The organism is Metapseudomonas cellulosilytica (assembly GCF_049334135.1).
In the GTDB taxonomy this organism is placed as follows: domain Bacteria; phylum Pseudomonadota; class Gammaproteobacteria; order Pseudomonadales; family Pseudomonadaceae; genus Metapseudomonas.
This window is the reverse complement of sequence record NZ_JBHZGN010000004.1, coordinates 47,514-72,369: the sequence shown is the minus strand read 5'-3', so window position 1 is coordinate 72,369 and position 24,856 is coordinate 47,514. Positions and strand designations below refer to the sequence as shown.

Below are 24,856 nucleotides of genomic sequence, written 5' to 3'. Positions count from 1 at the left end.
CCACCTGCCCCGTGAGGCCCATATGACATTCGCAACCCTGCGTCGCCAGTTCATCCTCGGTAGCCTGAGCCTGGTGCTCGGCGCCAGCTCAATCGGCACCAGCTTCGCCGCCGACCTGCTCCAGGACATCCAGCAGAAGGGCGCCATCAAGGTCGGCCTGGAAGGCACCTACCCGCCCTTCAACTATCAGGACGAGAGCGGCAAGCTGACCGGCTTCGAAGTGGAACTGGCCGAGGCCCTGGCCAAGGAGCTGGGCGTGAAGGCCGAGTTCCAGCCGACCAAGTGGGATGGCATCCTCGCCGCCCTGGAGTCCAAGCGCCTGGACGTGGTGATCAACCAGGTGACCATCTCCGACGAGCGCAAGAAGAAGTACGACTTCTCCACCCCCTACACCGTCTCCGGCATCCAGGCGCTGGTGCGCAAGGGCACCGAGGGTGGCATCAAGACCGCCGCGGACCTCGCCGGCAAGAAGGTCGGCGTGGGCCTGGGCACCAACTACGAGCAGTGGCTGAAGGACAACGTCCCACAGGCCGACATCCGCACCTACGACGACGACCCCACCAAGTTCCAGGACCTCAACGTCGGCCGCATCGACGCCATCCTGGTCGACCGCCTGGCCGCCTTCGAGATGGTCGAGAAGACCAATGGCAAGCTGGCCGTGACCGGCGAACCCTTCTCCCGCCAGGAAGCCGGCATCGCCCTGCGCAAGGGCAACCCGGAACTGCTCGCCGCTCTCGACAAGGCCCTGGCCAAGCTGAAGGCCGACGGCACCCTGAAGAAACTCTCCGAGAAATGGTTCAAGGCTGACGTGACCCAATGATCGACACCAGCCTGCAACTTGCGCTGGATTCCGCGCCCTTCCTGTTGAAGGGCGCGGTTTTTACGGTGGTACTGAGCCTCGGCGGCATGTTCTTCGGCCTGCTGCTGGGGTTCGCCCTCGCCCTGATGCGCCTCTACGGATTCACCGCCCTGCGCTGGCTGTCGCGGATCTACGTGTCCTTCTTCCGCGGCACGCCGCTGCTGGTGCAGCTGTTCATGATCTATTACGGCCTGCCGCAGCTGGGCATCCAGCTCGAACCGCTGCCTGCGGCGCTGATCGGCTTCTCGCTGAACATGGCCGCCTACACCTCGGAAATCCTCCGCGCCGCCATCGCCTCCATCGACCGGGGCCAGTGGGAAGCCGCCGCCAGCATCGGCATGAGCCGCACCCAGACGCTGGTGCGCGCCATCCTTCCGCAGGCCGCGCGCACCGCGCTGCCGCCGCTGGGCAACAGCTTCATCTCGCTGGTCAAGGACACTGCCCTGGCTGCCACCATCCAGGTGCCCGAACTGTTCCGCCAGGCCCAGCTGATTACCGCGCGCACCTTCGAGATTTTCACCATGTACCTAGCCGCCGCGCTGCTCTACTGGGTGCTGGCCACCGTGCTGTCGCATTTCCAGGGCCGCCTCGAGGCGCGGGTCAACCAGCATGAGCGGGACGCCTGATGATCACCGTCCGTAACCTGACCAAGTCCTTCAAGGGCCAGGAGGTGCTCAAGGGCATCGACCTGACCATCGAGCCGGGCGAAGTGGTGGCCATCATCGGCCCCAGTGGCTCCGGCAAGACCACCCTGCTGCGCTGCCTCAACCTGCTGGAGGAACCCAGCGGCGGCCATATCCGCGTGGGCGAGATCGACATCGACGCCAGCAAGCCGCTGAAGCACCAGCAGGGGCTGATTCGCAAACTGCGCCAGCACGTCGGCTTCGTCTTCCAGAACTTCAACCTCTTCCCCCATCGCACTGCCCTGGAGAACGTCATCGAGGGTCCCGTGGTGGTCAAGAAGGAGCCCCGCGAGCGCGCCATCGAGCGGGCCCGCAAGCTGCTGACCAAGGTCGGCCTGGCGGGCAAGGAAGACGCCTACCCCAAGCGCCTCTCCGGCGGCCAGCAACAGCGCGTGGCCATCGCCCGTGCCCTGGCCATGGAGCCTGACGTGATCCTCTTCGACGAACCCACCTCGGCGCTGGACCCGGAGCTGGTGGGCGAAGTGCTCGCCACCATCCGCGGCCTGGCCGAAGAGAAGCGCACCATGGTGATCGTCACCCACGAAATGAGCTTCGCCCGCGATGTGGCCAACCGCGCGATCTTCATCGACAAGGGTGTGATCGTCGAACAGGGCGACGCCAAGGCCTTGTTCAGTGCGCCGAAGGAAGAGCGCACCAAGCAGTTCCTCAGCAAGTTCCTGCAGGGCTGAAAGGGCTGTTGCTCTTGTAGGGGCGAATTCATTCGCCAAGCAGGCCGCAGGTCTGCCATTCGGGCGTCCAGGGGGCAGCTGCGCTGCCCTTGGCGAATGAATTCGCCCCTACAGGTTGTCCGCCGCCTCCGGTTCCATCGGTAAGCCTCCTGCAAGGAAATCGGCGTAGAATCCGCGCCCCTCGCAAAAAAGCCCCGCCACCGGAACCCGCATGAACCCGAGCACCCTCCTCTCCCTGCCGCTATTGGCCCTGGCCCTCGGCGGCTTCGTCGTCGGCAGCAGCGAATTCATCATCATGGGCCTGTTGCCCGAGGTCGCCAAAGACCTTCAGGTCAGCCTCTCCGACGCCGGCCTGCTGGTCAGCGCCTACGCCATGGGCGTGGTAATCGGCGCGCCGTTGCTGGGTCCGCTGCTCGGCCGCCTGCCGCGGCGCCAGGCCCTGCTCTGGCTGATGGGCGCCTACGCCCTGGGCAACCTCGGCTGCGCCCTGGCGCCGAACTACGAATGGTTGCTGGCCATGCGCATGTTCACCGCCTTCAGCCACGCAGGCTTCTTCGGCTGCGCCACCCTGCTCGCCGCCGAACTGGCGCCGCCGCACCGCCGCGCCTCGGCCATGGCCCTGGTGCTCAGCGGCCTGACCATCGCCAACGTGCTCGGCGTACCGGCCGGCGCCTGGCTCGGCCAGGCCACCAGCTGGCGGGTAACCTTCATGGTGGTGGCGGGTCTGGGCTTGCTCACGTTGCTGGCCCAGGCCCTCTGGCTGCCCGCCACGGCCAAACCGCAAACCAACGCCGCCGGTGCCTGGGACGGCATCCTGCGGCGTCCGGTGCTGCATGCACTGTTCGTCTGCAGCCTCTCGTCGGTGGCACTGTTCGGCGTGTTCACCTACATCAGCCCGTTGCTGCGGGACGTCTCCGGCTTCAGCCCGGAACACGCCAACTTCGCCCTGCTGCTGTTCGGCATCGGCCTAACGGCGGGCAACCTGCTGGGTGGGCGCCTGGCGGACAAGGGTTTCCGCCATTCACTGCCGCTGGCCTTCGGGGTGAGCGCGCTGTGCCTGCTGGGTCTGTTCGTGTTCGCGCAGATTCCGGCACTGGCGCTGGGCTGCCTGTTCCTCTGGGGCGTGGCCAGCTTCGCCATCTCCTCGCCGCTGCAGCTGCTGCTGGTGGAACAGGCCGGCGAATCGGCCAGCCTGGCCGCCACGTTGAGCCACGCCGCGTTCAACCTGGGTAACGCGAGCGGCGCCTTCGTCGGTGGTCTGTGGCTGAGCACCGGCATGGGCCTGGCCAATCTGCCGTTGATGGGCGCGGGCGTGCTGGTCCTGACCATCCTCGTCTGCCTGCCGCTGCCGCGCCTGCGGTCGGTGAAGGACCACCTCAAGGCCACCGGGCAGATTCACTGATCGCCTCAGGTGGACTGAAGCCCCCCACCGTGAGGGCTGCTTTCGTAGGATGGGTCGGGCGGCGTTCCGCGAGCGGAGCGATACCCATCATCGTGCCTGTCCATTCGATGGGTATCGCTCCGCTCCACCCATCCTACTGACCTATCCCCCGACGGAGTCTGGCCGAACCTCGAATGGTGGACCGATGAAACGTGGTCCACCCTACGCCTGGGTCCACCCCGCCAGCACCTCGGCGAACAGCTGCCGCAGGGTTTCACGTCACTGGATAGCGAAACGAAGAATAGCGCCGCGCCCTTATGCACAACGAATCACTTGCCCCGCACCAGCGGGGCTAGCCTTTGCCTTGGCTGACTCGCCGATACCCAGGGAGCGCGTGAAATGACTAGCTACGAGACTGACCAGGACGCCATCCACCACGTCGTGCGCGACTATGTCGAAGGCATGGTCTTTGCCGACGAGACTCGCCTGCGCAGCGCCTTCCACTCCGACTGCCGCATCATCGGCCACTTCCAGGGCAATCTCGAATGGCTCTCGGTTGACGACTTCGCCGGCTCCATCCGCGAGGCTGGCCCGGTGCTGCCGGAGGGCGCTACGCCCGTCTGGGAAATCCGGGCACTGGACATCACCGGCGACTCCGCATCGGTAAAGGTGGTCGACGACTATGCCGACCTGCGCTTCACCGACTACCTGTCATTGCTGAAGATCGGCGGCCGCTGGTCCATCATCAACAAGCTCTACTACCTGCACGAATAGCGCCCGCTGAAATCTCGAATGGTGGACCGATGAAGCGTGGTCCACCCTACTCCGGGCTCGACCCGTGAGTAGGGTGGATGTCGCTCTTCACATCCACCAACGGCGCCCTCCGAAACCCCGAATGGAGGACCGGTGAGCGTGGCCTACCCTACGTCCGCATCTCGCCTACCCTGCCAACACTTCGGCGAACAACTGGCGCAGGTGGTCGCGTTCCTCGTCATTGGCCGCCAGCCGACGCAGTTGCACAGCGAGTTGGGCATAGCCCGGCAGCGGCGGCAGGTTGAGGTGCTGGGGCTGGATCTCGTCGCCCTCGCTCACCAACAGCGCGAAGTGCACGCTGTTCTCCAGCTCGCGGGTATTGCCCGGCCAGGGATAGGCCTCCAGGGCTGCCTGGGCCGCAGGGCTGATCAGCGGCAGCGGCAGGTCCAGGCGCTGGGCGTAGATGCCGAGGAAATACTCGGCCAGCGGCAGGATATCCGCCGGGCGCTCGCGTAGCGGCGGCAGCTCCACCCGTCCTTCGTCCAGGTACTGATAGAGCCGCGCGTTGAACTTGCCGGCGCGCACCGCCTTGGCCAGGTCGATGCTGGTGGCGGCCACCAGGCGCACGTCCACCGGCGTCGGTTGCTGGGCGCCGACGCGGATCACCTCGCGGCTCTCCAGTGCCGCCAGCAGCTTGGCCTGCAGGGGCAGCGGCAGGTCGCCGATCTCGTCCAGGTAGAGGGTCCCGCCATTGGCCGAACCGAACCAGCCGGCGCGACTACTGGCCGAGCCACTGTGGGCACCGAGGGCGTGGCCGAAGAGTTCAGCCTCGGCATAGACCTTGCTGATCGCACCGCAGCTCACCGCCACGAAAAGGCCTGGGCGGTCGCTGGAACGATGGATCTGCCGCGCCAGCAGTTCCTTGCCGGTGCCGGTCTCGCCCTGGATCAGCACCGGCAATGCGCTGGGGGCCAGATGGTCGACTTCCAGGCGAAGCCGGCGCGAACGCTCATCGACGAAGACCAGTGCGCGGGCGCGGATGCTCAGCGGGCTGCGATCGGCATCGGCGAAGCTCAGCAGCGGCTGGCCGGGGTTTTCCTTGCTCATGGCGAAATCTCCCGCCGGGCCCAGGCTGCGATGCAGCGGACCCTGGCGTATTGCTGGATAAGGGGTGGATCAGGCTCGAATTCGAGCCAACTGCTCGACGCGACCCTGCAAACGATAGAGGTGGGCGAAACCCTGTTCCCAGCGATGATGCCCGGACTTCACGTTGATATGCCCGGCACCGGTGAGAACGGCCGCTTCCGAGCCCCAGTCACGAGCCATCTCCAGGGCCCGCTGGGGGCTGGCGGCGTGGTCGTTGTCCGAGCCCACCAACAGCGTCGGGAACGGCAGCGGATCCTTCGGGATGGGCGCGAAGCCCTTGAGCGGCTCCGGGCAGCCGGGGCGCTGCACATCCGCCGGCGCCACCAGCAGTGCGCCACGCACGCGGCGCAGCACGTCCGGGTCGGACTGCGCGGCCCAGTGGGCCACGGTCACGCAGCCCAGGCTGTGGGCGATGAGGATCACCGGCGTACGTTCGGCATCGATGGCGCGCTCCAGCGCCGCCACCCAGGACTCGCGGTCCGGGGTGTCCCAGTCGGCCTGCTCGACCCGGCTGGCATTGGGCAGGCTGCGCTGCCAATGGCTTTGCCAATGGTCATCGGGCGAGCCCTGCCATCCCGGCAGGATCAGGTAGCGAATGGCCTGGCTGCGCATGGCGAGCCCTCCTTGCTGAATTTCGATGCTGGGCAGTCTAGGCGCTCGCCATATATCTGTTAAGGAATAAGAATTTATTTGCTTATGCATTATTAGCTTATTCGCTAGAGGTCGCGTCCGATGGGACCGGGCATCCCTGTAGGATGGGTGGAGCGGAGCGATACCCATCGGCGGGGTTGATGGGTATCGCGTTGCTCCACCCATCCTACGGAGGACATCCGGGCGCCAATGCAGATCGACGAAGAACTGACCCTGAAGAAGCTGGAAACCTTTCTCGCCTTCATGCGCAGCGGCAACCTGTCGCGAGCGGCGGCGGAGCTGAACACCAGCAATGTCAGCGTGCACCGCGCCATCCACTCCCTGGAGAGTGCATTGCGCTGCCCGCTGTTCAAGCACGAGGGGCGCAATCTGACGCCGCTGGAGAGTGCCTACGTGCTGGAAGAGAAAGCACAAAAGCTGATCCAGGACGCGGTCGAGATGGTGCGCCTGACCCGCGAGGCGGCCGGCTTCTCCGCCGAGCGCTTCAAGCTGGGCGCGCTCTATTCGCTGACGGTGAGGACAGTGCCGCAACTGGTGATGGGCCTGAAGCTGCGCCGCAGCGAGCTGAACATCGACCTCACCCTGGGCTCCAACGTCGACCTGCTCTACCGCCTGAAGAACCTCGAACTGGACGCCATCCTGGTATCCCTCGACGAGAGCGTGAACGACCCGGACTGCGAGCAGCTGCCGCTGTTCTCTGACGATATCTTCCTCGCCGTGCCCACCGACTCGCCCTTCGCCGACCAGGACGAGGTGGACCTCGCCGACCTCGCCGACTCCACCTTCATCACTCTCACTCAGGGTTTTGCCACCCACCGCGACGGCGCGCGGGTGTTCCAGCAGGCCGGCTTCGAGCCCAAGGTGGCGATGCAGGTGAACGACATCTTCACCCTGCTCAGCATGGTCAGTTCCGGCGTGGGCTATGCCCTGCTGCCGGGACGCATCGCAGCGGTCTACGAGAACCGCGTGAAGCTGATCCGCCTGCAGGCGCGCTACCGCCTGCAGCAGCACATAGGCGTGGTCTTCCTGAAAGCTCGCGAGCGCGACCCGAACCTGCTGGCACTGGTCGCCGAGTGCCGCATGTACAGCCTGCGCAACGAGGCTTGAAAGGAAAACGCCCCGACCATTCGGCCGGGGCGTGAAGTACCGCAGGAGGTGGCTCAGCCCACCAGGCCGCGCACGCAGAAGTAAAGGACCGACGGGCCCATCAGGCAGCCGAGACCGGTGTGGAAGGTGGCGGTCAGCGCGCCGTAGGGTACCAGGCGGCGGTCGGTGGCGGCGAGTCCGGCAGTAACGCCGGAGACGGTGCCGGCAAGGCCGCCGAAGACCATCGCCGAGCGCGGGTTGTCCAGCGCCAGCAGGCGTGCCGAGACCGGGGTGAAGACCATCACCAGGATCGCCTTGATCAGCCCGGTGGCGATGGACAGCGCCATCACATCCGAGCTGGCGCCGATGGCAGCGCCGGTCACCGGCCCGACTATGTAGGTCACCGCGCCTGCGCCGATGGTGGTCATGCTCACCGCGTCGCGGTAGCCGAAGGCCCAGGCCACCGACGCACCGACGATGAAGGGCAGCACGGTGCCCAGCAGCAGCGACACGGCGCCGATCATTCCGGCCTTGCGCGCCTCGGTGGCCTGCACTTCGAAGGCGGTGGCGACGATGGCGAAGTCACGCAGCATGGCGCCGCCCATCAGGCCGATGCCGGAGAACAGCGCGAGGTCGGCCAGGCCCTTCTGTCCGCCGGTGATGGTGCCGCCGACCCAGGCCAGCACCAGGCCGATGACGATGGCGATGGCCGAGCCGTGCACGCGGCCGAAGGTCAGGTACTTCGACAGCAGCACCGAGACCCACATGATGCCGCCGACCACGGCGAAGGCGGTGATCAGGCCGTTGTGTTCGAGGGCTTTCTCGATGAGTTCCCACATGTCAGCGACCTCCCACTGGAGCGGCGGAGGCGCTGTGCTCCACCGGCTCGTCCGGCAGCGGATCGCCCTTGCCGGCGCGGCTGATCAGGGCGATGGTGGCGCCGCAGAGCAGCACCGAGCCCACAGCCGCGATCAGCGCCACCGGGCCGCCATGCAGCGCGGTGACCACGTTCTGTTGCGCGGCCATGGCCACCACCACCGGGATGTACATGGCGCCCCAGAAGCCCACGCCGAATTCGCATTCCTTGCTCATGCCGCCATGGCGATGCATGTAGAGCCGGGCACAGATGAGCAGGATCATGGCGATGCCGACACCGCCGACATTGGATTTGACGCCCAGCAGGGCGCCGAGGAAGTCGCCGATGACGACACCGGCAAGTGTGCAGACGGCCAGCAAGGCCACACCGTAGACGATCATTGTTGTTGCCCTCGGGTTGGGTCGAAGTTGCTTGTTGTTGTCCTTCGAAACGCACGGCGGTTATCGGTTCCGGCTTACCTCCTCACGCAACAAGGCGTCCAGCGTATCCAGACGGGCGCCCTGGAAGGCGATCACCGTACCTTGTTCGAACACCCGCCGCGCCAGGCCGCTGAGCACGGCGCCGGGGGGCAGTTCGATATGCAGGCGCACCCCGCGCTCATAGGCGGTGCGCAGGGTGCCATGCCAGTCGATGACCCGGCACATGTTGCAGGCGAGGTCGTCGCGCAGCCGCTGCGGGTCGAGGATCGGCCGCGCCGTGCTACCGCTGAGGTAGCGGATCGCCGGGCGGCGCAGTTCGACCTCGGCGAAAGCAGCGGCCAGCTCGCGGGCCGGCGCGTCCAGCAGTTCGCAGTGGGAGGGCACGCTCATCGTCAGGCGCTTCGCCGCACCGGCACCCAGGCCCCGCGCACGCTCGGCGATGGCGGCCATGGCGGCATCGCTGCCGGCGATCACCAACTGGTTGTCGGCATTGATGTTGGCCAGGTACACCGGGCCCTTGGTTTCGACCAGCAGGCGCTCGACGGTGGTCTGGTCGAGACCGAGGATGGCGGTCATGCCATAGCCCTGTGGATAAGCCTTCTGCATCAATTCGCCACGCAGGGATACCAGGCGCACGGCATCGGCGAAGCCCAGGGAACCGGCCACCACCGCGGCGGCATAGGCGCCGATGGACAGCCCGGCCACATAATCCGGCGCCGGGCTGCGTTGCAGCAGCAATCGCGCGCAGGCGACACCGGCCACCAGCAGGCAGAGCTGCACGGCGCGGGTGGATTGCAGGGCCTCAGCGGAGTCCAGCGCCAGCACGTCTTCGCCCAGCGCATCGCTGGCCTCCTCCAGGCAGGCGGCACATTCGGCCGGCAGCTGGTGGAGCATGCTCACTTGCTGCGCGCCCTGGCCGGGGAAGGCGAACAGGCTGCTCACGCCGCACGCTCCAGGGGCAGCCAGGGGTTATCCACAAGACGCGCGCCCTCCGGGCTTTTCAGCAGCACGCGGCGGGAGTCGCCGGCCCACTCGCGCAGGGCCACGGCGCCATTGGGGGTTTCCAGTTGCAGGTCGATGCGGCAAGGCGCTTCGTTCAGGGCCGCCAGTAGCATGCGGGCGTGCTGGCGGCTGAAGGGGGTGGGGGTACGCAGGAGCAGGTCGAGGTCGCTGGCTTCGTGCAGTACGGCGATGCCGGTGGCCAGCTGGAAGCCAACGCCGCCGGTGGGGCCCCAGGGCAGGCTGGTGGCGTCGAGCAGCGGGGCGACGGCTTCGAGAGCCCCCAGCGCGGGGAGACCGGTGTCAGTGCGAAGCCGCAGTTGTTCGGGGCTGAGCAGACGCTGGATGGCAGGGATCGGCATAGTCGCCGCGAGGCGTTGGTCGCGGCTCGCACCACGGATACCCACGGCGACCAGACCGGGCTCGCAGAGGGCACGGCGCACCACCACCGGATGGCCGGCGGCCAATACCTGCCACGCCCAGGCAGGGGCATCGGCCGGAAGCTGGTCGGGGGTCATGCCCCAGAGCAGATCGTGGGGTTTTGGGTTGGTGCTCATGATTGGCTCCTGTGTTCGGGGCGATACCCTCACCCCCGGCCCCTCTCCCTGAAGAGGAGAGGGGTGACACGCGCCTGGAGGCAAGGACTTCGCCGGCTGGCACGGAGGGAAACGAAAGCACCGATCTGCCCCCTCTCCCTTCAGGGAGAGGGTTGGGGTGAGGGCCGACGGACTACCACTGCGCCCTTAACATCTCCCTGACACGCGACGACGCCTCGCGATTCTCCGCACCGAGCCGCCCGGAAAGGTCGGTGCTGTCGCCGATATCCACAACCGCGCAGACCAGGGTGTCGCGTACGCGGGCCAGGTCGGCAGCTCCCGGCTGCTCTGCATCACCCACGGCAACCCGCTCCCACAACAATCCGAGGGAGGCGTAGTTCTCCAGGTCGTAGGCCATCGGCGGCACCTTGGCGGCCAGCACTTCCAGCTCTTCCACGCTGCGCAGGGTGATGCGCGCGGCGGCGGCCTTGCCCATGGCGTGGACCATCACCCCGGCGTCGTCCAGGGCGATAAGGCGCTGGGCCTGGTAGCCATGGGCGAGGAAGGCGCCGGACATGGCCTTGCCCACCAGCAGGCCGATCACCGGGTGTCCGGCGAGGCGGGCGCGGGCGTAGGCGTCCACCGCGCCGGCCAGGGCCTGGTGAATGCCCAGGGCTTCCTCGCGGCGGCCGTAGGCCTGGCTCGGTACGTCCACCAGCGCCACCAGCACGCGCTTGGCGCCATGTCGGTCGGCTTCGATGGCCTGATCCACCGCCTTGGCCAGGCCCCAGCCTTCCAGCAGTCCCACTTCGCCGTTGCGGGCGCGGGGGAAGGGATTCTGTGCATCCGGCACCACGGCCAGGAAGCGCGCGGCGCGGTTGCCCAGTTCGCCATCCACCACCTTCACCGAGGCCGGGAAGCCGGCCAGTGCTTCGCCGCCGGCCAGGCCGCGCAGCCAGTTCAGTCCACGGCTCATTGCTGTTCTCCCTGGTAGAGGGCGCGCACGGCGGCGGCGTCCAGTTGTTTGCAGTCCTCGCCCAGTTGCACCAGGCGTTCGAGGAACCAGGCGTGCCGGCGGCTGCGCGGCTGGCCCTGCTCCGGCTGGGCCAGCAGGCCCTGCAGGGTTTCGCGGATGGCCTCGATATCGTCGGCCACATAGGCGTCCACCAGGCCGCTGGCAGCGCGCTGCTCGCCGCCGGTGAGGCTCCAGATGAAAGGCCGGTCGCGGGAGTCGTATTCCTCGATTCCAGCTTCCTGCTCGATCACCTGCGGGCCATTGAGGCCGAGGCGCGCTTCGCGGGTGACGATCAGGTGGCTGCACAGGCCGGCGGCGATGGACATGCCGCCGAAGCAGCCCACAGGCCCGGCGATCAGACCGATCACCGGCTGGTGCTGCCGCAGTTCGACTATGGCCGCCTGGATCTCGGCGATGGCGGCCAGACCCAGGTTGGCCTCCTGTAAACGCACGCCGCCGGTTTCCAGCAGCAACACGGCGCAAGTGGGAATGCCCTGGCGGTTATCTTCCGCCGCCAGCTCCAGGGCGCCGGCGATCTTGGCGCCGCCCACCTCGCCCATGCTGCCGCCCTGGAAGGCGCCTTCGATGGCTGCGATCACCGCCGACTGGCCGTTGATGCTGCCCTTGGCCACCACCACGCCGTCGTCGGCCTGGGGCACGATGCCCTGCCGGGGCAGCCAGGGTGAGATGACCCGGTCGAAGGGCTGGATGAGTTCACGGAAGCTGCCGGCATCCAGCAGCTCACGGGCGCGCTGGCGGGCGCCGAGCTCTACGAAGCTGCGGGCCGCGAGCAGGCGTGCAGTATCAGTCATATGCAATCTCCTCGAGCCCTTGCTCCAGGCGCAGACGCACTACGCCAGGGGTTGCGCCGAAGTCGTGGATGTCGATGTTCAGGGCCGGCAGCGACTGGCCGTCGAACAGGCGCTGGAACAGCTGCTGCCAGCGCGGGCCGCTGCCGTTCACCGAGGTCACCACCTGGATCGACAGGGTGCCGGCGGTGCCGGGTTCCAGCAGCACTTCGAGGTCGCCGGAGCCGACGCAACCCACCAGGGCGCGGCCACGGGCCGGCTGACCGGCGGGGAATTGGAAGGACAGGGTTTCCATGGTCACAGGCTCCCGGCTTTATCGAGAAACAGGCAGGCGGCCAGCAGGTCGGCAGCACCACCCGGCGAGGCGTTGAGTTGCAGCAGGCGGGCATCCAGCGCGCGCAGCTGGCGGCGGCCGGCGAGGCTGGCGCTGCCGCCGGCATCCAGCACCGCGCGGGCGCCCTGCTGCATGGCGGTCAGGCCTTCCAGGCCGGCGCGCCAGAGTACGCAGGTGTCGGCCAGGGTAGTCATGATCGCCAGCAGCGCATCGAGGCGGGCGTTCTGCTCGCCGGCGCCGGCCGCGCGGCTGCGGAGCAATTGCGGCAGGCCATGCTGGATCACCGCAGGGAAGCCGAGCTGGGCTTCTTCCCGCGCACCCCGGGCGCCATACCGGCGGGCGACCCGGGCGCCGTGGCTGTCGCTGTGCGGCGCGGCGCGGTCGTCGATCAGGGCGATGCGCGCCGCGCGCAGGGCGATGGCATGGGCATCGCGGGTGTCCGGCTTCAGCGCCTGCGCCGCCACCAGCAGGCCCAGGGCCCAGATGGCGCCGCGATGGGTGTTGACCCCGCCGGTGGTGGCGAGCATCGCCGCTTCGCCTTCACGGCCAATGCGGCCCAGGGCTTCGCGCAACGGCTGGCCCACTTCGCCGTGCTCCTGCGCCGCCTCGGCCATCTGCCTGAAGCAGGGCCAGAGCGACAGCGCCGAAGCATGCATCAGGCCCAGGTGCAGGTCGCAGTGGGCGCCGCTGCCGCGCCGGTCCACCAGGGCTGGCTTGGGCGAGAGGTCGGCTTCGTCGATCAGGGCGTCCACCGCCAGGTCCGCCAGCCAGTCGGCCAGCGGCAGGTCGGCATTGCGTAGGGAAACTGCGCTCATCACCAGCTCCTGAACTTGGCCGGGGGGTTGTAAAGGCCGCCGGACCACTCCACCAGTTCGGCGATGCTCTTCGCCGCCAGCAGTTCCCGCGTGGCTTGTGTACGGCGGATGCCGAGGTCTTCCGGCAATGCGATCAGCCCTTCGCGACGCATGCGCAGGGTGTCTTTCGGGTCGTGGCGCAGGCCGATGGCGGTGACGCCGGCGACCGCGGCGATCATCGCGCGGCGCTCTTCGAGGCTGCGCGCCTTGTAGAGGTAGGCGATGCCTTCCTCGGTGAGCAGGTGGGTGACGTCGTCGCCGTAGATCATCACCGGCGCCAGGGGCATGCCGGCCTTCTTCGCCACGTCGACAGCATCCAGGGTCTCGACGAAGGTGGGTTTGCCGCCCTCCTGGAAGGTCTCGACCATCTGCACCACCAGCTTCTTGCCGCGTTCGAGCATGGTTACCGGCTCGGTCATGTCGAGCCACGCGGGCGTTGCATGGCGGCGGCCACGCGGGTCGTGGCCCATGTTCGGCGCGCCGCCGAAGCCGGCCAGGCGGCCACGGGTGACGGTGGAGGAATGGCCGTCGCCGTCCACCTGCAGGGTGGCGCCGATGAACAGGTCCACGGCGTACTGCCCGGCCAGCTGGCACATCATGCGGTTGGAGCGCAGGGAACCGTCGCGGCCGGTGAAGAACACGTCCGGACGCTGGGCGATGTAGTCCTCCATGCCCAGTTCGGTGCCGAAGCAGTGCACGCTTTCCACCCAGCCGGTTTCGATGGCGGGAATCAGCGTCGGGTGCGGGTTCAGCGTCCAGTTGCGGCAGATCTTGCCTTTCAGGCCGAGGGATTCGCCGTAGGTGGGCAGGATCAGCTCGATGGCCGCGGTGTTGAAGCCGATGCCATGGTTGAGGGACTGGACGTTGTGTTTCTCGTAGATGCCGCGGATCGCCATCATCGCCATCAGCACGTGCACCGGCTTGATGTGGCGCGGGTCGCGGGTGAACAACGGCTCGATGTAGAAGGGCTTGTCGGCCACCACCACGAAGTCGACCCAGGAAGCGGGAATATCCACACGCGGCAGGTCGCGCACGTCGTCCACCAGTTCGTTGACCTGGACGATGACCAGCCCATCGCTGAAGGCGGTCGGCTCCACCAGCGCCGGGGTGTCCTCGGTGCTGGGGCCGGTGTAGATGTTGCCGTCGCGGTCGGCCATGAAGCCGGCCACCAGGGCGACGTTGGGGATGAGGTCCACCAAGAGGCGCGAGTAAAGCTCGATGTAAGTGTGGATAGCGCCGACTTCCAGCAGGCCGTCTTCCAGCAACTGGCCGATGCGCAGGCTCTGCGGGCCGGCGAAGGAGAAGTCGAGCTTGCGCGCGATGCCCCGCTCGAACAGGTCCAGATGCTCGGCGCGGCTGACGCTGGGCATGATCATGTGCAGGTCGTGAAGACGGCCGGGGTCGGCCTTGGCCAGTGAGCGGGAAAGGAAATCCGCCTGCTTCTGGTTGTTGCCTTCGAGCACCACGCGGTCGCCGGGGGCGATCAGCGCTTCCAGGGCTTCGACGATGCGCTCGCTGGGCAGCACCACGCCGTCGGCGAGGTGGCGCACCTGGTCGAGGCGGCGCTGCTTTTCGGCGCGCCGGCGCGACCACTGCGGCGGGGGAGAGGGTCTTGTTGTCATGGTGGCTCCACGAGGTCCGCTGTCGTGGAAGCCACCTTAGGAGTCGGGGTGGTGGGGCATCAATCAAGCCGGGGGAGCGATAGTTACGCTGAGGTTAACGATCCCACGGCCAACTCCTTCCTGGATAAAAAGGCCGCCTCTCCCCTGCCTGAAGAGAGGCGGCCGAAAAGTTCGGCGGGCGGCGGTCACCGCCAGCTGTAGGGGCGAAGTTAGTCGCGAACTGATAGGTCTATCAAATACTAAAAATTCATTTTTTAGTAACTATTTGACCTAAGCCAGAAGACACGCTGCAGCGGGCCATGGAGGCGTCCCGAAACATAGGCGGACGGTGGCGCACTACCGGGCAGAATGGAGGGCGAAGTTCATCGTGCTCTGGGAGCGAGCATTGAAACGCGCCGTAGGGTAGTGCGAAGCCCAATGAGCCCGAACGCCGATCCTGGGCATTGCTTCTCTCAGCCCAACCTGCAGGAGCCGAACCGGCGGTTGGCTCACTCCGCCAACACGATCTGGTTCTTGCCGCCGCGCTTGGCCTGGTACATGGCGGCGTCGGCGCGGGCATAGAGGCTGTCCAGGTTGCCGTCGTCGCGCAGGCTGGCCAGGCCCTGGCTGACGGTAACGCCAAAGCTCTTGCCGTCGACGGTGAAGCCCAGGCGCTGCACCTCCCGCTGCAGGCGCTCGGCGATCTGCCACGCCAGGTCCGCCGGGCAGCCAGGCAGCAGGGCGGCGAATTCCTCGCCGCCGATGCGGCCGAACAGGTCGTCCCGGCGCAGGGCATCGGCGCCGCACTGGGCGATGCGTTGCAGCACCTGGTCGCCCGTCTGGTGGCCGTAGGTGTCGTTGATCAGCTTGAAGTCATCGATATCCAGCAGGATGAAGGCCAGCGGGCTGCCGAACTGCAGCGAATGTTCGAACGCGCTCTGGGCGCATTCGAAGAAGTGCCGGCGGTTGCTGCTCATGGTCAGCACATCGGTGGTGGCCAGGCGATGCAGTTCACCCTCCAGGCGCTTCTTCTCGGTGATGTCCTCGGCTATGCCCACCACTATGGTCGGCTGGCCCTCCCCCCCGCGCTGGCTGATGAAGCACTTGTCGCTGATCCAGCGCAGTTGGCCGTCGGCGCGGATGATGCGGTACTCGCGGGCCTCGATGGCACCCTTCTCCAGCACCTCGGCGAAACTCTGGGCGGCATAGTCCACGTCGTCCGGGTAGATGCAGTTGCGCCACTCGCCGTAGTCCGCCAGCAGCAGCGCGGCGGAACGGCCGAACAGGTTTTCGTAGGCCGGACTCACGTAGATGACCCGCTGGGCCTCCCAGTCGAAGGCCCAGAGCACGGCGTTCACGCTGCCCAGGAGGCTGCTGTAGATGGTCTCGCGCTCGCGCAGCCGTTCCACTTCGCCGCGGCTGTGGAGCAGCGCGAGGGTGAGTTTTTCCAGTTCGCTTGGGGACTCGAGGGGCGTTTCCATTCGACCGCTACCGTCATAGGACCTGCCTTCGACAGATTAGGCAGGTAAAAGTGCGGCGCACATGCCAACCGACGGTCAGGCGTGGCTGGCATGACGGAAGGCGTCGAAGCGGTTGAGCAGCCGGTGCAGGGCGAACACCACCACCAGGGTGAGGAACACGGCCACGCACACCGAACTCAGGCGGTAGGCGATGGAATAGACCACGTCGTGCTGGGGCGTGAGGTACTGGCCGAACACGATGGCCAGGGTGGTGAGGGCGCCGAAGCCGATACCCTGGGCGCCTTCCAGGACGTGCAGGCGGGCACAGCAGAAGGCCGCGGTCCAGTACATCAGGGTGACCAGCGGCAGTACGTCGTAATGGCTGTAGAGCACCAGTTGCAGGGCCAGGCCGATGGCGCAGCCGAGCAGGGTGCCAAGGGCACGGATGCGACCGGCGAAGCGGATGCCGTTCCAGTGCATGGGAAAGAGCACCAGGATCGACGCCACCTGGGCCGACAGCGAGTCACGCAGGTCGAAGCTCTGGAACAGCATGAAGGACAGGGTGGCGATGGTCGCGCCGAGCACCGCCTCGTGTCGCTGGCTCGGGAGGTCCTTTGCCGGCATCTGTCGCGGCGGGCGCGGCTCGGCGTCGGGGAACAGCCAGAACATCAGCCAGGCGATCAGCACCGTCAGGCCGGCGGCCACCAGGTTGCTGGTGACCAGGTCGTAGAGGTGGGTATCCGGGTAGCTGGCGAAGTGCAGCTGCATGGACAGGAACACGCTGCCCAGGGCACCGAACATGAACAGCGATCCCTGGGCCATCAGGCGGAACCGCCAGAGGAAGGCGAGGAAAGCCAGCGGCACCATCAGCTGCGGGCGGTCGCCGAACAGGCCGTAGATCACCAGCACCTCGGCACTCACCACCACCGCCTGCAGGAGGAACTGGCGGACGATGTGGGCGTTGATGCTCGGCGTGAGGCCAAGCAGCAGCATGGGGTAGACGCAGAAGAAGGCGCCGTTGTCCCAGCCCATCAGCTTGCAGATGAACAGCCCCAGGGTGCCGCCGCCGGCCAGGCGCAGGCACTGCCTCAGATCGTTTTCGGTAAGGGCTGTCCTGCGGCGCATCAGTACACGTAGTGCAGCAGGCTGATCAGGGCGATCTGCAGGCGGCCGAACAGGTCCGCCAGGTGCGAATCGCGCGGGTAGAGCTGCACCGTGGCCTTGGCGCCACTGGGCAGGGCAAATGGCAGGGTCTCGGTGAGGCTGACGTGCAACCGCTGGCGCTGGGCGTCTCGCACCCAGCGGTCGGACACCGCCGGGGCGGCCAGGTCGCCATTGGCGTCCAGCTGGCCTTCTTTCACCCCGGCATCGATGGCGCTGACCTTCGCTTCGAAGATGTGGCCTGGCAGGGCGTCGAACACCACCGAGGCGCCATCTTCCAGGCGTACGTAGCGCAGGGCCTTCTCGCGAAAGTCGGCGCTGATGTCGGCCTCGTCCGCCACCAGCGCGGCCACCGGGTTGCCGGCGTGCAGGAAGGCGCCGGTGGACAGCTGCAGGTTGCTCAGGATGCCTGCACGCTCGGCACGGACTTCACTGTATTGGAGCTGCAGGCGCGCCTGGTCCAGGGCATTGCGCGCCTGGCGCAGGCGCAGGTTGTCGTCGCCCGCAGCACCGCGCTGGGCCGTCAGCTCGCGGATGCGCGCACCGGCCGCGGCCAGCTTGGCCTGCGCGGCCTGGCGCTGGGCCTCGGTCTGTTCATAAAGCTGGCGCGACACATGCTGGCTCTGCACCAGGCGCCCCAGGCGCGCGACTTCGCGCTGCAGTTCGCTGGCCGACGCCTGGGCGGCAGCCTGGTCGGCGCGGGCGGCGGCGATGGCGGCATCGAGCTGGCGGTTGTCCTGCCCGGCCTGTTCCAGCGCCAGCTCGGCGGAACGCGCGGCGAGACGGAAGGGTTGCGGGTCGAGGCGGAACAGCAACTGGCCGGCCTCGACGTGCTGGTTGTTGGCCACGGCGACGTCCAGCACCTGGCCGTCCACCCGCGGGGCGATGCGCAGTACCGGGCGAGTCAGCTGGGCCTGGGGCGTGATCGGCATCCACAGGTCCGCCGCAAGGAAGTAGGCGAACAGCAGGACGAACAGGGCGATGGCCACCTGGACCCGGCGGGCGAATCTCTGATCCGGAGTCATGCGAACCTCGAAGGGGCCCGCTGAAAACGCGGGCGGGAAAGACGTGAACGACCAGCCCTCGGCCATTGCCGCTCATGGGGGAAAGTATATTTTCGGAAATTTCGTCGATAATCTGCTGAAAGCGAGAATCAGCCTTACACAAGGGGTAACAATGGACACGCTCCACAGCATGCGGGTATTCGTGCGGGTGATAGACACCGGCAGTTTCACCGCCGCCGCCCAGGCCATGGACCTGTCCACCGCGCAGGTGTCGCGGCTGGTGTCGGAGCTGGAGCAGCAGCTCCAGGCGCGCCTGCTGCACCGCACCACCCGCCGCCTGGCGCTGACCGAGGTGGGCGAGCGCTACCTGCAGCGCTGCCGGCAGATCCTCGGCGAGGTGGACGAGGCCGCCGCCGAAGCCCGCGGCGCCCACCTCAAGCCCCACGGGCGCCTGCGCGTGCACACCATGACCGGCCTCGGCCTGCAGCACCTCACCACCCTGGTGGCGCGCTACTCGGAGCTGTATCCGGAGGTGGTGGTGGAGCTGACCCTGTCCCAGCGCACCCCCGACCTGCTGGAAGACGGCCACGACGTGATCATCACCTTCGCCCGCGAGCTGCCGGACTCGCAGATGGTGGCCCAGGTGCTGGGGCCGATGTTCAGCGTGCTCTGCGCCGCGCCCGGGTACCTGAAGAAGCACGGCGTCCCCATCGACCCGGCGGACCTGCAACAACACCGTTACCTGCGCCTGCTGGACCCGCTCTATGAGGACAGTTGGGTGTTCAATGGCGAGCACGGCGAGTTCAACGTGCTGCCGGCGGAGAGCTTCCAGGTCAATGTCGCGGAATCCCTGGCCAAGGCCGCCCAGGCCGGCATGGGCGTCTGCCTGCTGCCTTCCTTCGTCGCCTGCCCGCCGGTGCGCGAAGGCAAGCTGCTGCGGCTGCTGCCGGAGTACCGCCTGCGCGAGCGCAACATCTACGCGATCTACCCGTCGCGGCGCTTCCTCGACGCCAAGATCAAGACCTGGGTGGAGTTCCTCAAGGCCGAGCTGCCGCCCCTGCTGACCCAGGACGAAGCCCTGCTGGAAGATCCGAAGCACTGGGCGATCAACGCAAAATTGTTGCGCAGAGGGAAATAGTTCTTCACTGAAACCGCTATTTTTCCCCTATCTGGACCTCCCTAAGATGGCGCCATGTTTCGCAAGAAACCATCCGAGAGGTTCAAGATATGCAACGTAATCTGATTTTTACCGCCGTTTTCTCCGTAGTTTCCCTGTTTTTCTCCCAACTGACCCTGGCCAGCGAATCCGGCGCCTTTGTTGCGCGTAACGCAGCTCTGGCCGAGCAGCGCGCCGAAGCCGCCGCCAAGAAGCAGGAAGTCGCCAAGCAAGCCGCCGAGCAGCAGAAACAGTCCGACGCCCGCCAGGACAGCTGATCCCGGCCCTTCCCGTTTCTCCACCTCCTGACGTTGATGCGTGACAGCTCCTTTATCGACGTCCTGTTCAGGCCGCTCACGATGAGCGGCCTTTTTTTGCGTTGTCCGCCGGGATCGCCAGGAGGTTGAAGGTCCACCGGCCTAGCCACCCGCCAGAGGAGGCCGTGCCGTTTTCCCCTTGCGCTGCCAAGACCTAAGGAGCCATAAGAACATGAACGCCAAGTATCTGATGCCCCCGCTCGCCCTCGCGCTGCTGGCCGCCAACGCGCAGGCCGAAGAAGCCGCCGCCGAAGGCTTCGTCGAGGGCTCCCAACTGACCATCCAGACCCGTAACTACTACTTCAATCGCGACCGCCGCGACACCCAGGTGCAGAACAGCCAGGAATGGGGCCAGGGCTTCATCGGCCTGTTCAGTTCGGGCTACACCCAGGGCCCGATCGGCGTCGGCGTGGATGCCTACGGCATGCTCGGCCTGAAACTGGATGGCGGTGGCGGTACCGGCGGTTCCTCCATCCTGCCGATCACCGCGCCGGACAAGGAAGGCCTGAAGTTCGGCAAGGCGCCCGACTCTTTCTCCAGCGGCGGCGGCGCGCTCAAGCTGCGTGGCTTCGACACCGAACTGAAACTCGGCGACCAGTTCATCAGCAACCCGGTGATCGCCGGCGGCGCCACCCGCATGCTGCCGCAGACTTTCCGCGGCGTGAGCCTGGTCAACCAGAGCATCCGCGACCTGCGCCTGGACGGCGGCCAGGTGAGCTTCACCAAGCCCTACAACCAGAGCGGCCACCGCCGTATCGATACCTCCTACGGCGTCTTCCCGGATGATCGCCAGAGCCACCACATCAGCTGGCTGGGCGGCAGCTGGAACGGCGTCGAGGGTCTGTCCAGCAGCCTCTACGCCGCCGAACTGCAGGACGTGTGGAAGCAGTACTACGCCAATCTCGACTACCGCTGGCAGCTCGACGAGCTGGTGAGCCTGAACCCCGGCATCAACTACTACCGCACCCAGGACAGCGGCGATGCCCTGCTCGGCGAGATCGACAACAACACCTGGAGCGCGCATTTCGCCGTGGGCATCGGCCACCACACCATTACGGCGGTCTACCAGAAGGTCAACGGCAACACTCCCTTCGACTACATCAACCAGGGCGACAGCATCTACCTGGACAACTCCCAGCAGTATTCGGACTTCAACGGCCCCAACGAGAAATCCTGGAAGCTGCAGTACGCCTATGACTTCGCCGGTCTCGGAGTCCCCGGCCTGAGCGCCCTGGCGGCCTACTCCCGCGGCGAGCTGGACCTGACCAAGGTCGACCCGAACAGCCCCGGCTACGGCTACTGGTTCAATGCCGACGGCAACGACGCCAAGCACTGGGAGCGCGACCTGGATATCCGCTATGTGGTGCAGGGCGGTCCGGCCAAGGACCTCGCGCTGCGTGCCCGCTGGGCCAACCATCGCGGTGGCAACGGCTACGGCGCGGTGGATAACGACGTCGACGAGCTGCGCCTGATCGTGGACTACCCGATCGAGGTGTTCTGAGACCGGTGCCGGCCTGTTTTCGCGAATGAATTCGCTCCTGCAAGGACGAGCGCAACACCTCGACCTGTAGGAGCGATTTCAATCGCGAAGGGCAGCGCAGCTGCCCCGGAATCTTCCCCAAAATGAAAAAGGCCGGCATCTCTGCCGGCCTTTTCATGGGCGCAAGCCGCGTCAGGCAGCAGCCGGACGCAGGGAGTAAGTCTTCAGTTGTTCGGCGAACTCTCGCAGGGACTGGATGCCGCTGGCCTCGGCCTCGTGTACCCACTGCTTCATGGCTTCGAGCATGTCGTGGCCGTTGGCGCTGGTCTTCACCCAGATCTGCTGCAGCGCCAGGCGCCTCTCGTAGATCACCTTCAGTGCCTGGCTCTGCTCCAGCATCGCCGCGATGCGCGCCTGATGGCCTTCATTCAGCAGGCTGGTCTCGCGGGACAGCAGGCGCTTGGCGCGGCGGAACAAATGGCGCACCGACTCGTCGGCCTTGGCCAGTTCCTGCTTCACCAGCGGTGCGATCACCAACTTGCGGTACTGGGCCATGATCTGGAAGCGGTTGTTGAGGATGGCCATGGCGGTGTCCATGTCCAGGTTGCCCTTGCCTTCCACACGGTGGGCGATGGGCGCCACGCGCTGCACCTTGGCAAGGCCCAGCACGCTGAACAGCTTGATCCAGGCCCAGCCCATGTCGAACTCCCACTTCTTCACCGAAAGCTTGGCGGAGTTGGGGTATGTGTGGTGGTTGTTGTGCAGCTCCTCGCCGCCGATGAGGATGCCCCAGGGCACCAGGTTGGTGGCGGCGTCGCGGCATTCGAAGTTGCGGTAGCCGATGGCATGGCCCAGGCCATTGACCACGCCAGCGGCCCAGAACGGGATCCAGACCATCTGCACGGCCCAGACGGTCAGACCGAGGGCACCGAAAAGCGCCAGGTCGATCAGCGCCAGCAGCGTCACGCCGCCGATGGGGTAGCGGGAATAGACATTGCGCTCCAGCCAGTCATCCGGGCAGTTCTTGCCGTAGATGCGCAGGGTTTCCTCGTTCTTCGCCTCCTCCTGGTAGAGCTCGGCGCCTTTGCGCAGCACGGTCCACAGCCCCTTGACCACCGGGCTGTGGGGGTCGTCGACGGTTTCGCACTTGGCGTGGTGCTTGCGGTGGATGGCGGTCCACTCACGGGTGTTCATGCCGGTGGTCATCCACAGCCAGAAGCGGAAGAAATGCTTGAGCGCCGGATGCAGCTCCAGGGAGCGGTGCGCGGAATAGCGATGCAGATAGACAGTGACGCTGACGATGGTGATATGGGTCAGCACCAGGGTGACCGCCACCAGTTGCCACGGCGACAGGTCGAGAAAACCGTTGTACCACATGGATGGTGTTGCCTCGGGTGAAGTGATCGGGGCTCATCGAACAAGCCAGGACCCGATTATCACAAAGCGCCTGCAGAAAACCATCCCGTCTTTTAGATAGAAGCCCCCCGGCCGTCGGTTGCCCCTTATAATGCGCTCCTTCGCGTTTGTCCCAGCCAGGAAGGCCGAGCCCATGCGTTCCAAGTTCAGCGCTCTCAGACTGGTGCTGCCCTATTTCACCCTCGCCAGCCTGTGGGTGCTGTTCAGTGACCACGTGCTCGCTGCCCTGGTGGGTGACCCCGAAAAGCTCGCCGAGCTGCAGACCACGAAGGGCCTGCTCTTCGTCCTGGTCACCAGTCTGCTGCTGTTCGCCCTGGTCTGCCTGCACCTGCGCCGCCTGAAGGGCTACCTGGACGCCCGCCGCGCCCATGAAAGCAGCCTGCGCCAGGCGGCCGCGGTATTCGACGCCACCCAGGAAGGGGTGCTGGTCACCGATGCCGAAAGCCGCATCGTCCACGTCAATCGCGCCTTTGCCCGCATCACCGGCTACGAAGAAACCGAGGTGCTAAGCAAGAACCCGCGCATCTTCAGTTCCGGGCGCCACGCCCCGGCCTTCTACCAGGCCATGTGGAACGCCCTGGGGAATCGCCGGGAATGGAGCGGCGAAGTGTGGAACCGGCGCAAGAACGGCGAGATCTACCCACTCTGGCAGAACATCCGCGCCATCCATGACGACGAGGGCCTATTGACCCACTACGTCGCGGTGTTTTCCGACATCAGCGCAATCAAGCGATCCCAGCGCGAGCTGGATTTCCTCGCCCACCACGACCCGCTGACCAACCTGCCCAACCGCCTGCTGTTCACCGAGCGCGTCGAGCAGGTGTTGGAGCGCGCCCACCGCGAGAATCAGGGCGGCGCGGTGCTGCTGCTCGACCTGGACCATTTCAAGCACATCAACGAAAGCCTCGGCCACTCCCAGGGCGACCTGCTGCTGAAGATGGTCGGGGTGCGCCTGCAGTCGCTGCTGGGGGGCGGCATGACCCTGGCGCGCCTGGGCGGCGACGAGTTCGGCCTGCTCTGGGACGACTGCTCCCAGGCCGAGCAGGCCGCGGACCTGGCCGAACGCATCCGCATGCAACTGGCCAAGCCCTTCCATCTCGGCGGCCGCGATCTGTTCATCAGCACCAGCCTGGGCATCAGCCTGTTCCCGACTGACGGCGACCAGGTCGAACAGGTGATGCGCAATGCCGACTCGGCGCTGTTCAAGGCCAAGAGCGCCGGACGCGACTCCTATGCCTTCTACAGCCAGGAGCTGACCGAGCAGGCGCACCAGCGCGTCGAGCTGGTCAGCACCCTGCGCCGTGCGCTGGACCAGGGCGAGCTCCGCGTCCACTACCAGCCGATCCGGCGCCTGGCCGATGGCCGGCTGTTCGGTTTCGAGGCGCTGGTGCGTTGGGAACATCCCGAGCGCGGCCTGGTGCCGCCGGGCGAATTCCTGCCGGTCGCCGAAGAAAGCGGGCTGATCGGCAGCATCGACGCCTGGGTGCTGGAACAGGCCTGCCGGCAGATGCAGTGCTGGCTGGAACAGGGACGCGACCTGGCCTTCGTCGCGGTCAATCTGTCGTGCCGGCTGTTCCGCCGCGCCGAGCTGGGCGGCGACGTCGAGCGGATCCTGGCCAGCACCGGCCTGGCACCGCACCACCTGGAGCTGGAAATCACCGAAAGCGCGGTGATGGAAGATCCGGACACCGCCGAAGCCCTGCTCACCCGCCTGCGCGAGCTGGGCGTGCGCCTGGCCATCGACGATTTCGGCACCGGATACTCCTCGTTGCAGCGTCTCAAGCGCCTGCCGGTGCACAAGCTGAAGATCGACCAGAGCTTCGTCCGGGGGCTGCCGGGAGACCAGAACGATATCGCCATCGCCCGTGCCGTTACCGCCCTTGGCCACAGCCTCGGCCTCAGCGTACTGGCCGAAGGCATCGAGGGCGCCGAGCAGGCAAGCTTCCTGCGCGACCTGGGCTGCGACTACGGCCAGGGCTACCTGTTCAGCCGCCCGCTGCCGGTGGCCGCGGTGGAGAAGCTCTGGGCCCCGGCCTGACTGCTCCCCCTGGGTCACCGGGCACACCACGAAACCAAGCACATTGGTTATATAAAAATTCTTAAATAGTATTTTTAAGAATATTACAAGCCTGCTTAAGATGCGCTCCACGCCACGCGGAAAATCTCTCCC

General features: G+C 66.5%; 25 protein-coding genes. 10 read left to right on the top strand and 15 right to left on the bottom strand.

Going from position 1 to position 24,856, the window contains the following annotated elements:
• Positions 1 to 22: 22 nt before the first annotated feature.
• From tcyJ to ACFW0H_RS06365, 5 genes are all read left to right on the top strand, one after another.
• On the top strand, positions 23 to 820 hold the full coding sequence (tcyJ, locus tag ACFW0H_RS06385) for a cystine ABC transporter substrate-binding protein (RefSeq protein ID WP_422913061.1): 798 nt from the start codon (positions 23 to 25) through the stop codon (positions 818 to 820).
• Positions 817 to 1,485, top strand: coding sequence for a cystine ABC transporter permease (gene tcyL, locus ACFW0H_RS06380; RefSeq protein ID WP_422913060.1), 669 nt, complete (start codon positions 817 to 819; stop codon positions 1,483 to 1,485). The genes tcyJ and tcyL overlap by 4 nt, the downstream gene beginning before the upstream one ends.
• Positions 1,485 to 2,231, top strand: coding sequence for an L-cystine ABC transporter ATP-binding protein TcyN (gene tcyN / locus ACFW0H_RS06375; RefSeq protein ID WP_422913059.1), 747 nt, complete (start codon positions 1,485 to 1,487; stop codon positions 2,229 to 2,231). The genes tcyL and tcyN overlap by 1 nt, the downstream gene beginning before the upstream one ends.
• A gap of 211 nt (positions 2,232 to 2,442) precedes the next feature.
• Positions 2,443 to 3,633, top strand: a complete 1,191-nt coding sequence (locus tag ACFW0H_RS06370) for an MFS transporter (RefSeq protein WP_422913058.1) — start codon at positions 2,443 to 2,445, stop codon at positions 3,631 to 3,633.
• Between the two features lie 378 nt (positions 3,634 to 4,011).
• Positions 4,012 to 4,386 (top strand): nuclear transport factor 2 family protein, encoded by a 375-nt coding sequence (locus tag ACFW0H_RS06365; RefSeq protein WP_422913057.1) that lies wholly within the window; start codon positions 4,012 to 4,014, stop codon positions 4,384 to 4,386.
• A 165-nt stretch (positions 4,387 to 4,551) separates the two neighbouring features.
• Here the strand turns inward: ACFW0H_RS06365 and ACFW0H_RS06360 are convergent, their stop codons facing one another.
• Both ACFW0H_RS06360 and ACFW0H_RS06355 read right to left on the bottom strand, forming a co-directional pair.
• Positions 4,552 to 5,472 carry a sigma 54-interacting transcriptional regulator gene (locus ACFW0H_RS06360; RefSeq protein WP_422913056.1) on the bottom strand — a complete coding sequence of 307 codons (921 nt, stop codon included), beginning with the start codon at positions 5,470 to 5,472 and terminating at the stop codon, positions 4,552 to 4,554.
• A gap of 69 nt (positions 5,473 to 5,541) precedes the next feature.
• Positions 5,542 to 6,123 (bottom strand): alpha/beta hydrolase, encoded by a 582-nt coding sequence (locus ACFW0H_RS06355; protein WP_422913055.1) that lies wholly within the window; start codon positions 6,121 to 6,123, stop codon positions 5,542 to 5,544.
• Positions 6,124 to 6,351: 228 nt separating this feature from the next.
• Between ACFW0H_RS06355 and ACFW0H_RS06350 the strand changes: the two genes are divergently transcribed.
• Complete coding sequence (locus tag ACFW0H_RS06350; protein ID WP_422913054.1) at positions 6,352 to 7,269, top strand: LysR family transcriptional regulator; 918 nt, start codon at positions 6,352 to 6,354, stop codon at positions 7,267 to 7,269.
• 53 nt (positions 7,270 to 7,322) lie between these two features.
• Here ACFW0H_RS06350 and madM read toward each other — a convergent pair whose 3' ends face one another.
• The 12 genes from madM to ACFW0H_RS06290 form a co-directional block, all read right to left on the bottom strand.
• On the bottom strand, positions 7,323 to 8,087 hold the full coding sequence (madM, locus tag ACFW0H_RS06345; RefSeq protein ID WP_422913053.1) for a malonate transporter subunit MadM: 765 nt from the start codon (positions 8,085 to 8,087) through the stop codon (positions 7,323 to 7,325).
• Position 8,088: 1 nt separating this feature from the next.
• Entirely contained in the window at positions 8,089 to 8,505 is a 417-nt protein-coding gene (madL, locus tag ACFW0H_RS06340; RefSeq protein ID WP_422913052.1) for a malonate transporter subunit MadL, read from the bottom strand.
• 60 nt (positions 8,506 to 8,565) lie between these two features.
• The gene (mdcH, locus tag ACFW0H_RS06335; protein ID WP_422913051.1) at positions 8,566 to 9,486 is read right to left on the bottom strand and encodes a malonate decarboxylase subunit epsilon; all 921 of its coding nucleotides are present in this window, start codon (positions 9,484 to 9,486) and stop codon (positions 8,566 to 8,568) included.
• Complete coding sequence (locus tag ACFW0H_RS06330; protein WP_422913050.1) at positions 9,483 to 10,100, bottom strand: malonate decarboxylase holo-ACP synthase; 618 nt, start codon at positions 10,098 to 10,100, stop codon at positions 9,483 to 9,485. Before ACFW0H_RS06330 ends, mdcH begins: the two co-directional genes overlap by 4 nt.
• Before the next feature lie 172 nt (positions 10,101 to 10,272).
• Complete coding sequence (gene mdcE, locus ACFW0H_RS06325; RefSeq protein ID WP_422913049.1) at positions 10,273 to 11,055, bottom strand: biotin-independent malonate decarboxylase subunit gamma; 783 nt, start codon at positions 11,053 to 11,055, stop codon at positions 10,273 to 10,275.
• Positions 11,052 to 11,906 carry a biotin-independent malonate decarboxylase subunit beta gene (locus ACFW0H_RS06320; RefSeq protein ID WP_422913048.1) on the bottom strand — a complete coding sequence of 285 codons (855 nt, stop codon included), beginning with the start codon at positions 11,904 to 11,906 and terminating at the stop codon, positions 11,052 to 11,054. Before ACFW0H_RS06320 ends, mdcE begins: the two co-directional genes overlap by 4 nt.
• Positions 11,899 to 12,198, bottom strand: a complete 300-nt coding sequence (locus ACFW0H_RS06315; RefSeq protein ID WP_422913047.1) for a malonate decarboxylase subunit delta — start codon at positions 12,196 to 12,198, stop codon at positions 11,899 to 11,901. The genes ACFW0H_RS06320 and ACFW0H_RS06315 overlap by 8 nt, the downstream gene beginning before the upstream one ends.
• Positions 12,199 to 12,200: 2 nt before the next feature.
• Positions 12,201 to 13,052: a triphosphoribosyl-dephospho-CoA synthase gene (locus tag ACFW0H_RS06310; RefSeq protein WP_422913046.1), complete on the bottom strand. Its 852-nt coding sequence runs from the start codon at positions 13,050 to 13,052 to the stop codon at positions 12,201 to 12,203.
• On the bottom strand, positions 13,052 to 14,713 hold the full coding sequence (mdcA, locus tag ACFW0H_RS06305) for a malonate decarboxylase subunit alpha (RefSeq protein ID WP_422913045.1): 1,662 nt from the start codon (positions 14,711 to 14,713) through the stop codon (positions 13,052 to 13,054). Before mdcA ends, ACFW0H_RS06310 begins: the two co-directional genes overlap by 1 nt.
• Before the next feature lie 488 nt (positions 14,714 to 15,201).
• Positions 15,202 to 16,173, bottom strand: a complete 972-nt coding sequence (locus tag ACFW0H_RS06300; protein WP_422913044.1) for a GGDEF domain-containing protein — start codon at positions 16,171 to 16,173, stop codon at positions 15,202 to 15,204.
• Positions 16,174 to 16,248: 75 nt separating this feature from the next.
• Complete coding sequence (locus tag ACFW0H_RS06295) at positions 16,249 to 17,277, bottom strand: DUF2955 domain-containing protein (protein WP_422913043.1); 1,029 nt, start codon at positions 17,275 to 17,277, stop codon at positions 16,249 to 16,251.
• Entirely contained in the window at positions 17,277 to 18,338 is a 1,062-nt protein-coding gene (locus ACFW0H_RS06290) for an HlyD family secretion protein (RefSeq protein WP_422913042.1), read from the bottom strand. Before ACFW0H_RS06290 ends, ACFW0H_RS06295 begins: the two co-directional genes overlap by 1 nt.
• Positions 18,339 to 18,489: 151 nt before the next feature.
• Here ACFW0H_RS06290 and ACFW0H_RS06285 point away from each other — a divergent pair, with 151 nt between their 5' ends.
• The 3 genes from ACFW0H_RS06285 (at position 18,490) to ACFW0H_RS06275 (ending at position 21,291) form a co-directional block, all read left to right on the top strand.
• Positions 18,490 to 19,455 (top strand): LysR family transcriptional regulator, encoded by a 966-nt coding sequence (locus tag ACFW0H_RS06285; RefSeq protein ID WP_422913041.1) that lies wholly within the window; start codon positions 18,490 to 18,492, stop codon positions 19,453 to 19,455.
• An 89-nt stretch (positions 19,456 to 19,544) separates the two neighbouring features.
• A complete protein-coding gene (locus ACFW0H_RS06280) occupies positions 19,545 to 19,751 on the top strand; it encodes a hypothetical protein (protein WP_422913040.1) in 207 nt (68 codons plus the stop codon).
• Between the two features lie 211 nt (positions 19,752 to 19,962).
• A complete protein-coding gene (locus ACFW0H_RS06275) occupies positions 19,963 to 21,291 on the top strand; it encodes an OprD family porin (RefSeq protein ID WP_422913039.1) in 1,329 nt (442 codons plus the stop codon).
• Between the two features lie 171 nt (positions 21,292 to 21,462).
• On the opposite strand, the gene desA is transcribed toward ACFW0H_RS06275, so the two are convergent.
• Positions 21,463 to 22,647: a delta-9 fatty acid desaturase DesA gene (gene desA, locus ACFW0H_RS06270; RefSeq protein WP_422913038.1), complete on the bottom strand. Its 1,185-nt coding sequence runs from the start codon at positions 22,645 to 22,647 to the stop codon at positions 21,463 to 21,465.
• Between the two features lie 172 nt (positions 22,648 to 22,819).
• Between desA and dibA the strand changes: the two genes are divergently transcribed.
• Positions 22,820 to 24,724: a phosphodiesterase DibA gene (gene dibA, locus ACFW0H_RS06265; protein WP_422913037.1), complete on the top strand. Its 1,905-nt coding sequence runs from the start codon at positions 22,820 to 22,822 to the stop codon at positions 24,722 to 24,724.
• Positions 24,725 to 24,856 lie beyond the last annotated feature (132 nt).